The sequence below is a fragment of the Stenotrophomonas sp. 610A2 genome, from assembly GCF_030549615.1.
Lineage (GTDB): Bacteria > Pseudomonadota > Gammaproteobacteria > Xanthomonadales > Xanthomonadaceae > Stenotrophomonas > Stenotrophomonas pigmentata.
Genome location: NZ_CP130832.1, coordinates 289391 through 303680, shown reverse-complemented (window position 1 = coordinate 303680; position 14290 = coordinate 289391). Strand labels below are relative to the sequence as shown.

The 14290-nt window shown below is 63.9% G+C and carries 13 protein-coding genes; 6 read left to right on the top strand and 7 right to left on the bottom strand.

Features of this window, described 5'->3' with window-relative positions:
* Positions 1-3: 3 nt before the first annotated feature.
* From Q5Z11_RS01195 to Q5Z11_RS01170, 6 genes are all read left to right on the top strand, one after another.
* Positions 4-453, top strand: a complete 450-nt coding sequence (locus tag Q5Z11_RS01195) for a 3-dehydroquinate dehydratase (RefSeq protein ID WP_303748337.1) — start codon at positions 4-6, stop codon at positions 451-453.
* Position 454: 1 nt separating this feature from the next.
* On the top strand, positions 455-661 hold the full coding sequence (locus Q5Z11_RS01190) for a hypothetical protein (RefSeq protein WP_303748336.1): 207 nt from the start codon (positions 455-457) through the stop codon (positions 659-661).
* Positions 662-848: 187 nt separating this feature from the next.
* Positions 849-1193 (top strand): hypothetical protein, encoded by a 345-nt coding sequence (locus tag Q5Z11_RS01185; RefSeq protein WP_303748335.1) that lies wholly within the window; start codon positions 849-851, stop codon positions 1191-1193.
* A 96-nt stretch (positions 1194-1289) separates the two neighbouring features.
* Positions 1290-2408 carry a DUF4241 domain-containing protein gene (locus tag Q5Z11_RS01180; RefSeq protein WP_303748334.1) on the top strand — a complete coding sequence of 373 codons (1119 nt, stop codon included), beginning with the start codon at positions 1290-1292 and terminating at the stop codon, positions 2406-2408.
* Positions 2409-2471: 63 nt separating this feature from the next.
* The gene (locus tag Q5Z11_RS01175) at positions 2472-2897 is read left to right on the top strand and encodes a hypothetical protein (RefSeq protein ID WP_303748333.1); all 426 of its coding nucleotides are present in this window, start codon (positions 2472-2474) and stop codon (positions 2895-2897) included.
* A 106-nt stretch (positions 2898-3003) separates the two neighbouring features.
* Positions 3004-3441 (top strand): hypothetical protein, encoded by a 438-nt coding sequence (locus Q5Z11_RS01170; RefSeq protein WP_303748332.1) that lies wholly within the window; start codon positions 3004-3006, stop codon positions 3439-3441.
* Between the two features lie 240 nt (positions 3442-3681).
* Here the strand turns inward: Q5Z11_RS01170 and Q5Z11_RS01165 are convergent, their stop codons facing one another.
* The 7 genes from Q5Z11_RS01165 to Q5Z11_RS01135 form a co-directional block, all read right to left on the bottom strand.
* The gene (locus tag Q5Z11_RS01165; RefSeq protein ID WP_303748331.1) at positions 3682-4545 is read right to left on the bottom strand and encodes a PA4780 family RIO1-like protein kinase; all 864 of its coding nucleotides are present in this window, start codon (positions 4543-4545) and stop codon (positions 3682-3684) included.
* 278 nt (positions 4546-4823) lie between these two features.
* The gene (locus tag Q5Z11_RS01160) at positions 4824-6380 is read right to left on the bottom strand and encodes an FAD-binding oxidoreductase (protein ID WP_303748330.1); all 1557 of its coding nucleotides are present in this window, start codon (positions 6378-6380) and stop codon (positions 4824-4826) included.
* Between the two features lie 14 nt (positions 6381-6394).
* On the bottom strand, positions 6395-7972 hold the full coding sequence (locus Q5Z11_RS01155) for an alpha/beta hydrolase (protein WP_303748329.1): 1578 nt from the start codon (positions 7970-7972) through the stop codon (positions 6395-6397).
* Positions 7973-7981: 9 nt separating this feature from the next.
* Positions 7982-8989, bottom strand: coding sequence for an NADP-dependent oxidoreductase (locus Q5Z11_RS01150; RefSeq protein WP_303748328.1), 1008 nt, complete (start codon positions 8987-8989; stop codon positions 7982-7984).
* Positions 8989-10161 carry an acyl-CoA dehydrogenase family protein gene (locus Q5Z11_RS01145; RefSeq protein WP_303748327.1) on the bottom strand — a complete coding sequence of 391 codons (1173 nt, stop codon included), beginning with the start codon at positions 10159-10161 and terminating at the stop codon, positions 8989-8991. The genes Q5Z11_RS01150 and Q5Z11_RS01145 overlap by 1 nt, the downstream gene beginning before the upstream one ends.
* 55 nt (positions 10162-10216) lie before the next feature.
* The gene (locus Q5Z11_RS01140) at positions 10217-11617 is read right to left on the bottom strand and encodes a flavin monoamine oxidase family protein (RefSeq protein WP_303748326.1); all 1401 of its coding nucleotides are present in this window, start codon (positions 11615-11617) and stop codon (positions 10217-10219) included.
* Positions 11618-11781: 164 nt separating this feature from the next.
* Entirely contained in the window at positions 11782-14217 is a 2436-nt protein-coding gene (locus Q5Z11_RS01135; protein ID WP_303748325.1) for a TonB-dependent receptor, read from the bottom strand.
* Positions 14218-14290: the final 73 nt, after the last annotated feature.

The following is a 14290-nucleotide window of genomic DNA, read 5'->3' as shown; positions in this document are numbered from 1 at the left end:
GCCATGGCCGTCTTCATCGTACGTGGGCCGGATGCCAGCGGCGCCTTGTTGCAGGCGTGTACTCCGCTGCCCAGCCCGGTCATGAGCGCATTGGTGCGCCGCGCACTCGATGTCGGTATCAGCGTTGCACAGCGCAACTGCCGCTCCGAACAGGAGCTGCTCGATTCGTTGTGCGCGGCCGATCACAACCCTAGCGACGTGATCCTGTTGGCCCCTGCAGCCTGCGTGCACAGCGCCCGCCTGCAGCGCCTGCTACCTCGCCTGCGCAACGCCTATGTGGAAGTACACGACGACCCCAGCGACGCGCCGCAGTCCTGCCTTCCCGAGCATCTCGGCCAGCGCCTCGGCATCGCCCAAGGCTACTGCGCCCAAAGCTACGTGCTGGCGATGGAGCTTGCACTGGAACACCTGTGCTGCAGCGACGTCGGCGACCGCGTGCACGTAGGCACCTGAGATGGATGCGCACCGTTACATCGTGGGTTACGAGGTCTACCTCGACGGCCAGCCGTTCTGGTGGGGCCATCTGGCCGTGCAGCTGCAGGAGGCGGATCCGATGCTGCTGCATCCACAGGCACTGTTGGATCATCTTTGCGCGATGGCCGCCCAGCGCCACGATGTGCTGGCGGCGCAGGTGCGGTTGAAGATGATCAGTCGGTTGTAGCGGGTGATGGTCCGCGTTGTCGGCTTCGCGGCTTACACCGCTCCTACGAGCTTGGTGGATTGCCTGGAAGGGCGCATGCCGAGCATGGCTCGGCACTACATGGGGCTATCGGGCCCGCTTCCGCAGTCCGGCACCGGCGAATACAATCGGACGGTACTCACCTTGAACTGCAGGTTGCCAGGTCCACATGCCTCTCCTCAACGGCTTCACGCTGGGCCAGGAATTCGAAATTGAAACGGAACTGATGCAGGCCTGCACGGAAGACCCGAACAACATCCTGGAGCAGCTTGTTTTCAGCTCGGAGTTGGATTTCGGCCCTTGTTGCGAGCAACTGGAGAACGCCTTGTCGCTTCGCTACGGGCCATCCGCTGCACCGGCGCTGAGCATACAGGGGGAGATATCCGTCGCCTGCTATACCTTTGCCAAGGAAGCTACACGGGTTACCGCACAGATCTCCTGCGAAGGCCCGGGCTACTGCTGCCACGGCTTCATCCATGCTAGCACGCGCTGGTTATCGGATGCACATGACTGATCTGGCCGCGGTCTACTCCATGCGTATCAACTACTGCAGCGCGTCGCTGTTCAGCAAGACACGGGCGCGCATCACCGCACAACGAACTTTCTGCCCATGAAGAAGATCCTGGATTTCCTCACCGGGAAGCGCCCTGCGATAGAGCACGCTACCCAGTCGCCCGTTTCCGTCGCCGCTGCCGGGTTGCCGCAGGATCGGGTCGTCGCCTTCATCGCCGACTGGCACCGGCAATGGGAAAAAGCCAGCGCGATGATGGGCCGGAAGGTGGACTTCAAGGTCTGGCACGAGTTGGTTGAGCAGGTGGACTCCGCTCATTTCCTCGAGGGGCGCACGTGCGGCTCCAGCGGCCACTTCGGCTCTCACCCCGACTTCGTACCCGACACGACCACGTTTGATGGTTGTGAGATTGATGGGGACCTGGCGCAGGTATTCACCACCAAGACCGCGCCGCCAATGACGCATTACAACGTTTATGACCTGCAACGCGATGCCGGGGGAAGCTGGCGCATCGCCAGGATATTCGACCTGCTTCACCCGCCTGCGCAGATGCTCATCGCATCATCAACGCTGCACCAGCGCATGGCTGATGCAAGCGGCGATGCGCCGCTGATCGCACCCGGCGAAGAACTGCAGTTGGATGAGAACCGCCTGTTGCTTGGTGACAGGAGCGTGCAGACCGATTCCGTCAGCGGCAGCATCACCGTACAGGAACTGGGACGTCTGACAGTCAGCTCGGGCGCGCTCGCCATCACTGACTTCGGCTACGACCTTGCCGATGTGCAGCCCTTGCACAGGTCAGCGCCCTGCGGCAGTCATCCGGTGCAGATCGTGCATCTGGACAGGCGTGTTGCCGGCGTGCGCGTCCGCTTCAAGGAAGGCGCTACCGCGGCCAGTTGGAAAGCCGCCAATACCGTCCAGGGCAATGGTGTCTATGGCGTGGATGCCGGCAACCTGTCGATCTTCGACATGGCAGCATTGGATGGAATGAGCCGCATCGCATATGAGCGGGCGTTCCAGCAATGGTCCGGAAGCGGCACGCCAGCCCTGCTCTCGCTGAAGTCTCCGAACGATTGCCTTATCACCAGCAGCGGCTATGGCGATGGCGCCTACCCTGCGTTCTGGGGACTGGCCGCGGATGGCACGATTGTTTCGCTCTACATCGACTTCCTGGTCCTGGCCGAGGAGTCCGCGGAAGGCGTGCTTACTTCGCTATGATCGTCTGGCAGGCAACGCACGCCTGCCAAACGCTGAACTTGATTCCCCAGGACGATCTCTGACATGAATAGTCACTCCATGCTGTTGTACCTGCTGCTTGCCGCCGCACCTGCCGCCGCAAGCGAAGCAACCGATGATGCCGCCACCGTGGCCATCGTCACTTCCGGCCATTGGCAGGCGGGGGAACAGCAAGGGCTCTATCGGGTGCGTCTGGAGAACGTCGGCTTCGAGCACGTGTCATGCCGTGTCTGGATCGAATGGCTGGCAGCAGCTGCACCGGGGAAGCCACTCGCTCCGGTTGCCAAGGTGCCGTTGGCGGAAGCCTCCGACAGTTTCTGGTCATGCCCAGCGCGGAGCGGAACCGTGGTGCTGGACCATGACACGCTGCAGCTCAATCTGGTTCACGCCTATTCGCTGGAGCCGCGCGTGTTCAACGTGGCGCTTGGCGCGCCCGGAAGTTACCAACTGCAAACCGACGCCCAGCCATAAGCATGCTTTGCCGGCATTTCGGCGCCGAAGCCATTGCTGGTGACGGAACAGCGCTGCGGAGACCTGTTCCGCGCATACGCATTGATCATCGAAGGACCACATCATCGTGACGAACGGAATCAGCCACATTTTCGCGCCGACCACAGCCACCTCGCGTCTGGCCCTCCCCTGCCTGTTGGTGATGAGCACCGTGCTGCTGGGCGCCTGCGCGACGCGCCCCGGACCGCTGGGCAGCTTGTCCAACATCGTGGTGACCGGGAATGGCGTCGACAATGAGCGCGATGCGCCCTTGTGCCAGGAGTTCAAACCCGAAGCGCCACAAGTGCGTGCATTTTTCCGCAGCGCCGTGCTGATCACTCCACGCCAGGAACACGATTTCTTCCTGCACGGACCTTGCTACGTGCGTGGCACGCTTACCACCCGGTATGAGACCTGGCATTGGGAGCTGCGCAATGGCGGCACTGCGCGGGTTACCTCGGCTTCGGGAGATGATTCATTCCTGCTGGCGGACCCGCGTGAGGAATCATCGCTTGGCGATGAGTGAGGCCAGCGCTGTTCTGTAGTGCCGAGCCAAGCTCGGCAGGAGAGTTACCGGTAAAGCCTCTGCCGAGCACCGCTCGGCACTACCGTTTCTGCCCCCTCCCTTTTGCGTAGCAAAGGGGAGGGCTGGGGTGGGGTTGGCTTTTGTGGCCTTTCCGGCGCTGCTGGCTTCGCGGCTTACGCCGCTCCTACGAGGCTGGTGGATGGTTTGGAAAGCCCCTGCCGAGCATGGCTCGGCACTACCTTAGTAGCCTTCTTCTTCCGCGGCGGCTTCGCGGCCTTGCTGGCGGATCAGCGCTTCTTCGCGGGCATCGTTGATGGCGTGGCGTACGCTGTCCAGGTCCACCGCGCGTTCGTCCGGGGTGAATTCACCGCTCAACACAGTGTCCGCCAACAAGTCGCCGGCCTGGAACAACTCCCACATTTCCTCGCCGTACCAGGTGTCCAGCAGCGCGGGTGCGCTGCGGCCGAGATAGGCAGTGAGGTTGTTGACGTCGCGCAGCAACATGGTGCGTGCGGCGTTGTTGCCGCCAGCACTCACCACCTGTGGGAAGTCGATCACCACCGGACCATCCGGCCCAACCAGCACATTGTACGGCGACAGATCGCCGTGGATCAGCCCGCAGCACAGCATCAGCTTGACCTGCTCGACCAGCACGGCGTGGAATTCGGCGGCCTGTTCGGCACTCAGCTCCACCTCGCCCAGGCGCGCGGCGCTGTAGCCCTCGGCGTCGGTCACCAACTCCATCACCAACACGCCCTGGAAATAACCAAACGGCTCGGGCACGCGCACGCCAGCGTCACGCAGCTGGTACAGCGCGTCCACCTCGGTGTTCTTCCATGCCGCTTCAGCCTGCTTGCGGCCGTAATTGCTGGCCTTGCCGATGGCGCGGGCCTCGCGGCTGCCGCGCACCTTGCGGCCTTCCTGGTACTGCACGCGCTGCTGGAAGCTGCGCTGCGCCATGTCCTTGTAGACCTTGGCACACCGCACTTCATCGCCGCTGCGGACGACGTAAACCGCCGCTTCCTTGCCGCTCTTGAGCGGGCGCAGGACCTCGTCGATGACGCCGTCGTCTATCAATACCTGCAGTTGTTGGGGTGTCTTCACAGTGTCTCGGTGGATGCGGGTGGCGGTTCGATCTGCATCGAACGTGGGCCGTCCGGGTGGGATCAGGCGGGCATATTGTTGCCGATGGTACGGAAACCGGCCAGCCATGGCAGCAACCACGGGTTCAGAGTGAATGGTTCTGATGGCACGAACGCGAACGGCCAGGCGCTGGGCCTGGCCGTTGGGCTGTGTTGCTTGGGATGAAGGGGGTTTGCCCAATGGGCTGCGCCTGCCCTCTCCCCAACCCCTCTCCCGCTGGGAGAAGGGCTCAGGTCTGCTTAGCGACTGAGCACGCCGGGGTTCATCAGGCCCTTGGGGTCGAGCTGGGCTTTGACGGCATCCAGCACCGCCAGCGCGGCCGGGTCGCGGCCGGCGCGATAGTCATAGAACTTGCCCAGCTGCAGATTGGCCGCGCCATGCGCGCGCATGGTGTCGGCGATCTGCCGCTTGAGCGTGTCGGCCGCAGCGCGGGCATCGAGGTGCTCGCCCGGGCAGCCAATGCGCTCACGGTGGTCGGCATCGACGGTGCGAACGTGGAAGGCGTTGTGGCTGTCCGGCCAGTAGATGCAGGGTTCGATCAACGCAACCTGCGCACCCACGCTGGACAGCAGGGTGCCGATGAAGATGCCGTGCTTGTCCATCGTCGCCTGCTCACGCGCGAACAGCGCCTGCAACGCGTTGAACATGCTGGTGGCCCTGGAATGCGGTACCAGCGCATGCACCGGCGCCCAGCGCTCGCCCTGCGGGCCCAGCATGGAGTTCCAGGCGGCAAAGGGATTGGCCGCCATCATCTTGGGGATGGAGGGTTCGATGCTTTCACCAAACTCACCCACCAGCTTGCGCGCACGCGCGACGCGATCGGCTACTTCGGCAGCGCTGTCACCTTCCAGGGTGATGTGCAGCGAGAACTGCTCCTGGTCGACGATGTCGCGTCCCTTCACCGCCAGCTTCAGGCCGGAGATAAGGCCACCCTTCCTGATCACGTTGCCCAGCGCCTTGACGTCGCTGGACAGCCCGGCGCGACGCATGCGCACGCGGGTCAGCGCCGGGTCGAACGCCGCGGTTTCGCTGGCAAGCCCATGTCGAGCGAGCACGCCAAGCGCGGCAAACAGGCCATCAGCAGTGGGGAACTGCCAGGACAGGTAGTCGATATGCGTGTGCTTGGGGATGAGCTTGAGCACGATGCGGGTCTTGATGCCGAGCAGGCCGCAATCGCCGAGGAACAGGCCGGTCAGGTCCGGGCCGTACCAGCGGAAGAACGGCGCGGTATTGGCGGCGGCCGCCGAGCCGGTGGTGAGGATGTCGCCATTGGCGGTGACCACCTGCAGGCCCAGCACCACATCGGCCGAACAACCGTAGCGTGCAGTGCCGTGGAACACCGCGCCCTGCGACATGCCGCCGCCGACCGTGGCGTGTGAACCGGACATCGGCCCGAAGTACGGCGTGCGCACGCCTTTGGCGTCCAACGCATCCTTCAGCGCACGCCAGGTGACACCGGCCTCGACCACGACGTAGGCGTCTTCCAGGTTGATCTCGACGATCCTGTCCAGCGAACTGGTATCCACCAGCACGCTTGGGCTCCGTGCAGCGGTGTAGCCGCTGGTGTAGCTCATGCCACCGCCGCGCGCGATCACCGCGACACCGGCATCGGTGAGCTGTTTGACCGCAGTGGCGAGCTGCTGTGCATCGTTCGGGCGCAGCACTGCCAGCAGTGGCTGGCCCTGCGAGTAGACGTCGGTGGCGTAGTACTCAAGCTCGCTGGCATCGGTGACGATGCTGCCGCCCCAGCTGGACTGCAGCGTGGCGATGACGGCGGTTGCGGTGTCGTTGCTCATGGAAGTCCTTCGGCTCAGGCGGACAGGGCGGCAGCGCGCCCCTGGTAATCGGATTCGGCATCGGTGATGACGCGCAGCGGCACCGGCAAGGCGCGCAGGCGCGCGGCCAGGTCCGGCGCGGTGACGTCACGCAGCAGGCCGTGCAGGCGGCTGCCGAGGCGCAGCAGTTCGACAACGTTGGCGTGTACCAGCGCGGGCGCAGGCGCATCGACGCGGCGGCGCGCAGCAGCGCTTGGTGGCAGCCATGGCCATAGCAGATGACGCTCGCGCTCCCATTGCCAGGCGTCGCAGAGATAGCCGCCCGCGCGGTCAATGAGCGTGCTTGGCAATCCATCCAGCAGCAAGGCCTGTTCTTCTGCGTTGAGCAGCCATGGCGAATGCAGGACGACTTCGCTGACACGCGCGCCCAAGCCATCCACCAAGGCGGGAATGTAACCAGCGGCGGCACCATGGGCTTCAATCAACAACGGCAGTTCGGCGCTGTCGCGTACTGCGTCCATCAAGGCAGCGACCACGCTGGCGGCATCCAAGGCAGCTTCGCTCTCACAGGACGCGCCGTGACCGGGAAGATCCGGCAGCAAGCACGCGCTGTCATCGTCATCAAGCTGCTGCGGCACCAGCGGGCGGGTGCCGGGCGCATGCAGGAGCAGGCGCAGCGGCCCCTGCCCTGCCCGCTCCCATACCGCCATGTCACCGCTGGCGGTGGCGATGATGCGTCGCTGCCAACGGTTGTTCGTTGCTGCAGCCTTGCCACTGACGAAGGCTGCTTGGTCAGCCAACGCCTGCAACAACCAGGCATCCATTCGGTCGAGCATCGCCGGGATGCCTGCGGGCTCTTCAACCACTGACACATTGGCGGGCAGATCGCGCAGACGCGGCATGTGTGCGAGCAGTGGATCGCCGTGGCGGTAGACCAGCCACGACGGCATCTGCAGCTGCTGCAGCCAGAAGTGATCGTTGTGGCGGAACGCGGCCGCATAGCCGGCGCGATAGGTATCGCCTACATCCAACACGTCCATCACCGTCTCGCGGGTGCTCCCGGTGGTCTGCGGCGCAATCATCATTGCTGCGTCGGCGCGGCCGTCGTACCACGGGAAGTAATACTTCTGCTCGCGCATGCGCGACCACAGCCAGCGCAGGTGCGAGCCGTCCCACTGCGGCACGAACGGCGGCAGATAGGCATCGCCGTACAGCACACTCTCTTCCGGGGTGAAGGCCGCGTAGCCATCAACAATCAAGGCGGCGACACGCTGTGGATTCGCCCAGGCCAACCAGGTGGCGATCAAGCCACCAGTGTGCATGCCGAACACCACGAAGCGCTGCAGGCCAATGGCGTCGACGAACTCCAGCGTGGCCGCGCCGAACTCGGCAATCGTCATCGGGTTGCCGGGCAAGGCATCGGAATAACCGAAGCCGGGCGTATCCGGCGCAATCACCGTATAGCGGTCGGCGTAGCGTTGCTGCATCTGCGCCCACATCCGCGAGTTCTGCGGTGACTGGTGGATCAACAGCAACGCCGGGCCGCTGCCGGCAATACGGTAGTGCACCTGCCGTCCGTTGACGGAAGCGAAGCGCCGTTGGATCTGGGTCATGCCTGTTCCTTAGAGCCGTACCAGCGCCTTGCCCAGGTTCTCGCCATTGAGCAGGCCGATGAAACCGGCCGGCGCGGAGGCCAGCCCGTCGTGGATATGCTCGCGGTAGCGCAGCGTGCCGGCGGCGATCATCTGCGCCAGTTCAGTGCGGCATTGCGCGAAGTCGGCCAGATGGTCGTAGACCACCAGGCCTTCAAGGCGTGCGCGCGCACCAATCACCGGCCCGAGGTTGGGACCAGCCGGGCGCTCTGCGCGGTTGTACTGATCACTGAGCCCACACAGCACCACGCGCGCATGCAGGCGCAGCAATGACAGTGCTGCTTCCAGCACGGCACCGCCGACATTGTCGAAGTAGCCGTCGATGCGGTCCGGGCACGCTGCACGCAGCGCATTGATGAAATCCGGGTCGCGGTAGCTGACGCAGGCATCGAAGCCGAACTCATCGGTGACGATGGCACACTTCTGCGCACTGCCAGCAATACCAACGACGCGGCAACCGGCTGCCTTGCACAGCTGTCCAACGACGCTGCCGACCGCTCCGGCCGCAGTGGAAACCAGGATGGTCTGGCCGGCTTTTGGCTGCAGGATTTTCCGCACACCCGCCCACGCGGTGAGGCCGGGGACACCAAGCACACCGAGGAAGGTACCAACCGGTGCCAACGTCGCATCAACCAACGCCGTGGCGTTGGCATCCATCACCGCGAACCCGGCCCAGCCTGTCATTCCCGTCACCACGTCGCCGGGCGCAAACCGACCACTGCGATCGGCGATCACCGTACCAATGCCGTAGCCCGGCACGATGCTGCCCAGCGGCGGGCACGGTACCGCGTAGCGGCCACCGAGTTGCGCACGCAGGAACGGGTCCAAGGACAACCACTGCACCTGCACCAACAGCTGGCCGTCACCGGGGCTCGGCAACGGCAGCTGCTGGGTTTCAAAGTCCTGCAGCTGCGGCAGGCCCTGCGGGATGTTCCGCAGGCAGACGGCCTGCATTGTGGTGTGCAGGCCGTCCATCATCAGAACGCGTTGATGCCGGTCAGCTCGCGGCCGATCACAAGCTGGTGCACGGTCTCGGTACCTTCATACGTGATTACCGATTCCAAGTTCAGCGCATGGCGGATCGCACCGTGCTCGGTCGTGATACCTGCGCCGCCGAGCAGGTCACGGCATTCGCGGGCGATGTCGATGGCCAGGCGGCAGTTGTTCCACTTGGCCAGCGAGACCTGCTGCGGCTGCATCTGCCCGGCGTCCTTGAGCCGCCCAAGCTGCAACACCAGCAACTGGCCGGCGGTGATGCGACGGGCCATGTCGGCCATCTTGATCTGCGCACTCTGGGTGGCTGCCACCGGGCGACCGAACAGGATGCGTTCCTTGGTATAGGCCAGCGCTTCGTCCAGGCAGGCGATGGCCGCACCGAGCGGGCCCCAGGTGATGCCGTAGCGGGCCTGGGTGAGGCAGCCCAGTGGCCCCTTCAGGCCCTTTACGTTGGGCAGGCGGTTGGCATCGGGCACGCGCACGTTGTCGAAGAACAGCGCGCCGGTCACCGAGGCACGCAGACTCATCTTGTGCTTGATCTCCTGGGCGGTGAAGCCCGGCGTGCCCTTCTCGATGACGAAGCCCTGTACGCCTTCGTCGGTATTGGCCCAGACGATGGCGATATCGGCCACCGAGCCATTGGTGATCCACATCTTGGAACCGTTGATCACCCAATCGCCGCCGTCCTTCACTGCGCGGGTCTTCATGCTGGCCGGGTCGGAACCGCCATGGGCTTCGGTCAGGCCGAAGCAGCCGATCACCTTGCCGCGCGACATGTCCGGCAGCCAGCGCATGCGCTGCTCTTCCGAACCGTAGGCGTAGATGGGGTACATGCACAGCGAGCTCTGCACCGAGACGAAGCTGCGGATGCCGGAATCACCGCGCTCCAGTTCCTGGCAGATCAAGCCGTAGCTGACGCTGTTCAAGCTTGCGCCGCCGTACTGCTCCGGCAGCGAGCTGCCCAGCAGGCCCATGTCGGCGATCTCGCTGATCAGCTCGGTCGGGAAGCGGCCCTGGTCGAAGCAGTCACCAATGATCGGCAGCACACGCTCATCGGTGAAGCGCGCAACGGAATCCTGTACAGCGCGTTCTTCCTCGCTCAGCAGCGAACGCACGTCGAACAAATCGTAGGGGTTCAGTGTCTTCAGGCTCATTACTGTCTCTGGAAGGCGCATCCGCGCCCGGAAGGTAGGGGATAAGGTAGTTCAATCAGGCCGAAAGAATTGCTGCAGCTGCACGCTCACCCGAGGTTACGGCCGCTTCCATGCCCGGAACCTGCAGTTCGGTCTGCTCGCCGGCGAAGTGGATGCGCCCGAACGGGGTATTGGCCCAGCGCATGGTCTGCGCGAAATGGCCCGGCGCGATCTCCGAAAACGCGCCATCGGCCAGCGGATCATTGCCCCAGCTGCGGGTCTCCAATGGCAGCAGCGCGCCCTTGGAGCCCGGCCGCAGCCGTTGCATGGCGTTGATGGCCCAGGCGTAGCGGGCCTCGCGGTCGAGCTGATCGGCCTGTTGGGCCATGGCGCCGTTGAGCCAGACGATCAGGCGGTTGATCTGGCCATCGGCGCCGGGCACGGCAAACACGCGCTGCAGCGGGCCATCGCCCCATAGCGACAGCGGCAGGCCATCGTCTTCCCAGAATCTGCGGGTGGGCTGCAGGTGAATGGTGGTGACGGCGTTGGAGCGGCGCGCCGACCAGACCTCCTGCTGTGCGACCGGCGGCGCGGGATCAATGACGATGCGGCTGAGTGGGCCGCTGGGCAGGGCCAGCACCAGATGCGCGGCACGGAAGCGGCGGCCATCGGCGCAACGGACTTCCAGTTTGCCGCGCACGGATTCGACGCGGGTGACCTGGGCGTCGAGCACAGGCGGCTGCGCGAGCGACGCAGCCATCGCCTCCGGCAGCGCCTGGCTGCCGCCCTGCACCCAGCCGGTACCTTTCGAGCCGAAACGGCGCAGGGCATCGCGGCGCAGTGCATCGAGCGCGCTGATCGATTGCAGCGAAGAAAAGCTGTTGCCGATATCCATCCACTGCAGCGCCTGCGGCGACCAGCCCTTGCTGGCGATCAACTGCGACAAGGGGATATCCAGCGAGAGATTGGCGGGGTCGCGCCAGCTGTCCAATGCCGGCAGGCCAAGCTCGCCCATGGCCGTGGCCAACAGAAGCGGCGGCAACAGGGCGCGTTCACGGCCTTGCAGGGTATTGAGTGGACTTTCGCCCCATGATGTAGCCGGCACCAGCGTATCGCCGATGGCCAGGCCCAACCCAGCGGCGGTCGGCAAGGCGGCAGATGGCGGCACGATGCCTACACCAACGCGCTTGGCATGGGCGTGTACGCGATCGTAGCCGCTACCTACTTCGACGCCGCCGATTTCAAAGCGGATGCCGTTGCGCTCCACCGTCTGCAGGCGGCCACCGACGCGCGGATTGGCTTCCAGAACGGTGACGCGGGCACCACCAGCTTCCAGTGCATGTGCGGCGGCGAGCCCTGCCAACCCAGCGCCTACGACGATGACGTCACTGCTGGGAATCCTGGCGTGCAGCATGCCAGGCAGCAGCGACAGTGCGGCCATGCCAGAAACTCCCTTGATGAAATCGCGTCGTTGCATTGGGGCTGCCTGCGGAGTTGCGGGGTGCTTTGCTTAGCGGTTGCTTCTACTTCAAATGCCTTCATTCCCGCCTGCGCGGGAATGAAGATCTGATGGTGCGTCGGTAAAGCCAATCAAGCGCAGACTGGGACGGCGCATCGCACCCTCCCAGCCCATGCCCTCCCTCAGAACTTGTAACTGACCTCTACGCCATACATCCGTGGCAACGAGGGCGTCAGACCGAAATCACGCAGATTGGTCACCGCCAATCCAGTCAACGGCGGTACTGCAGGCACGGCTATATAGGCATCCGGATTGATGGTCCGCTGTGCGTCTTCCAGGGTGCGGTCGTTGAATGCGTTGTTGACGTAGGCCGACACCTGCAGCTGCTCGGTCGGGCGGATGCTGAAGCGGAAGTTGGTACGGGTCGAGGCGCCGATGTAAGCCAGGTTGTCGACCTGGATGTAGCGCTTGCCTTCGTAGTTCACGTCCATGTTGGCGGTGTACTGCCATCCGTTGGACAGCGCACCGTCGTACATCAGGCCGAGCGTGGCCTTGTGCTTTGGAACGCGTGGCAGCGTGGCGCCGGCGGCATCGGCAGCCGGATCGGCCAAGGTCGGCGCGTTGCTGCTGGAGAACAGATCCGCCTGGTCCTGGCTGATGAACTTCAGGATCTCGGCATCGGTGAACGAGTAAGCCAGGCTGGCCAGCCAGCCCTGTGCGAACGCCCACTGGCTTTCCAGCTCGAAGCCGCGGATGCGGGATTCGCCGACATTGGTGGTATAGCTGGTGGAGAACAGCGAGCCATTCTTGCGGATCACCGGACCGGTTTCGGTCAGCTGCTGGTTGGTCCAGTCGATCTGGTAGATGTTGGCATTGACGCGCAGGGTGCCGTCCAGCCAGTCGCTCTTCATGCCCAGCTCGTAGTTCCAGGCCTCTTCTTCCTTGAAGGTATTCAGTCCGCGTGCGATCAGCGCATCGCGCTCGGACTCGAGGAAGTCGGCGCGGTAGACGTCGGTGTTGAAGCCGCCCGGCTTGTTGCCCTTGGACACCAAGCCATACAGATTGACGTTTTCACGCGCCTGATAGCTCAGCGTCCAGCGCGGGGTAAAGCTGCTGAAGGTCTTGTCCAGCGCATACGTCTGGCGATAGGTATTGGCACCGAGTACACGCACATCGGTACCGCCCTTGCTGATTTCATCGCGCGCGTAGCGGCCTTCCAGCGAGGTCGTCCACTGGTCGTTGATGTGCCAGTTGATCAGGCCATAGAGCGCCTTGTTGGCGGTCTGGTCATCGGGATTGGTCGGGATCGGCGTGACCACCTTGCTGCCACCGATTGTGTAACCGGTCAGGTCGCCGCCCCAACCCGGCTGCGCGTTCTGCTCGTAGTAGTACGCACCGAGCATGCCGGACACGGCAAGACTCTGGTCGCTGGTCAAACGGATGTCCTGCGACCAGTTCTTGACGCCGCTGTTGGCGAAGCTCTCGAATGCGCCGCCGTAACCGCGGATGGTGCTGTAGTCCTGATCGCTGGCGGCGTAGGTTTCACTCTTGTTGTAGGCCGATGTAGAGGTCAGGTTCCAGCCATTGGAGAACAGATAGTCCACCACTACACTGGTGCGCAGCAGATCGCTCTTGCGCCCGGCGAAGTAGCCGGCGCTCTCGAATTCCCTGGTATTGAGTGCGTAGTCCGACGGCGCCTTCAACTCGCCACAGTAATAACCGCGGCGACGCGACTCCAGGATCGGATACAGGCCGAAATACAGGCCACCGGTGTATTCCGGCAGGTAGCAATTCAGGTTTTCGCTGCCGAGGCGCGCGACGGCGAAGTGCTGGTCGCGGCTCTTCTGCTTCATCACCCGCGCGGTGATGTCCAGCGCGTCGGTGGGTGACCAGGCAATCGCCGCCATGCCACTGATGGTCTCGATGCCGTTGAGGTCTTTGCGGCCCGAGGCATTGTTGTAGAACACGCCATCATTACCGCGCTTGTTGAGGCTCAGGTCGTAGCCGAATGCCCCATCCTCTGTACCGCCGGAGTAGAACACACTCATTTTCTCCTGGCCGTAATTGCCTGCGCCCAGGGTGACCTTGCCCCCAGGTTCGCTGCCAGGGCGCTTGGTGATGAAGTTCACCGCGCCAGAGAATGTACGGCGACCGAATGCAGCCGACTGCGGCCCACGGATCACCTCCACGCGCTGGATGTTCTCCAGCCCGTAACTGGAGATATCGCCCTCGACGAAGATGCCGTCGATGAAGAACGAGGCATTGGCCTCACCCTGGATATTGGACATGCCACGGATCACCGGGCGATCAAAGCCGCGACCGTAGCCGGACTTGAACGAGAAACTCGGCGACAGGTTGGCGATGTCACGCACATCCACAAGACCCTTTTTTTCGATGGTCTGCGCCGACATGGCGGTGATCGGCAATGGCATCTGCTGCAGCGGCTCGGATACACCGCGCGCGGTCACTGTGATCTGGTCAAGGCTCTGTACGGCGTCACTGTTGGCTGCCGGCGGCGGCGTCGATTGGTCAGCGTCTGCAGCGGCGGCGTTGCCGGCGCACAGCAAGAGTGCCAAGGCGATCGATGAGCACAGCAGGTCTGGCTTGATGGTTTTCATGGTCTACCGACTGGAAAGTTTGATCGGAACGGGTTGGGAGGATGGATGCGCCGTCTTTGGGGGAGGGTTCCGT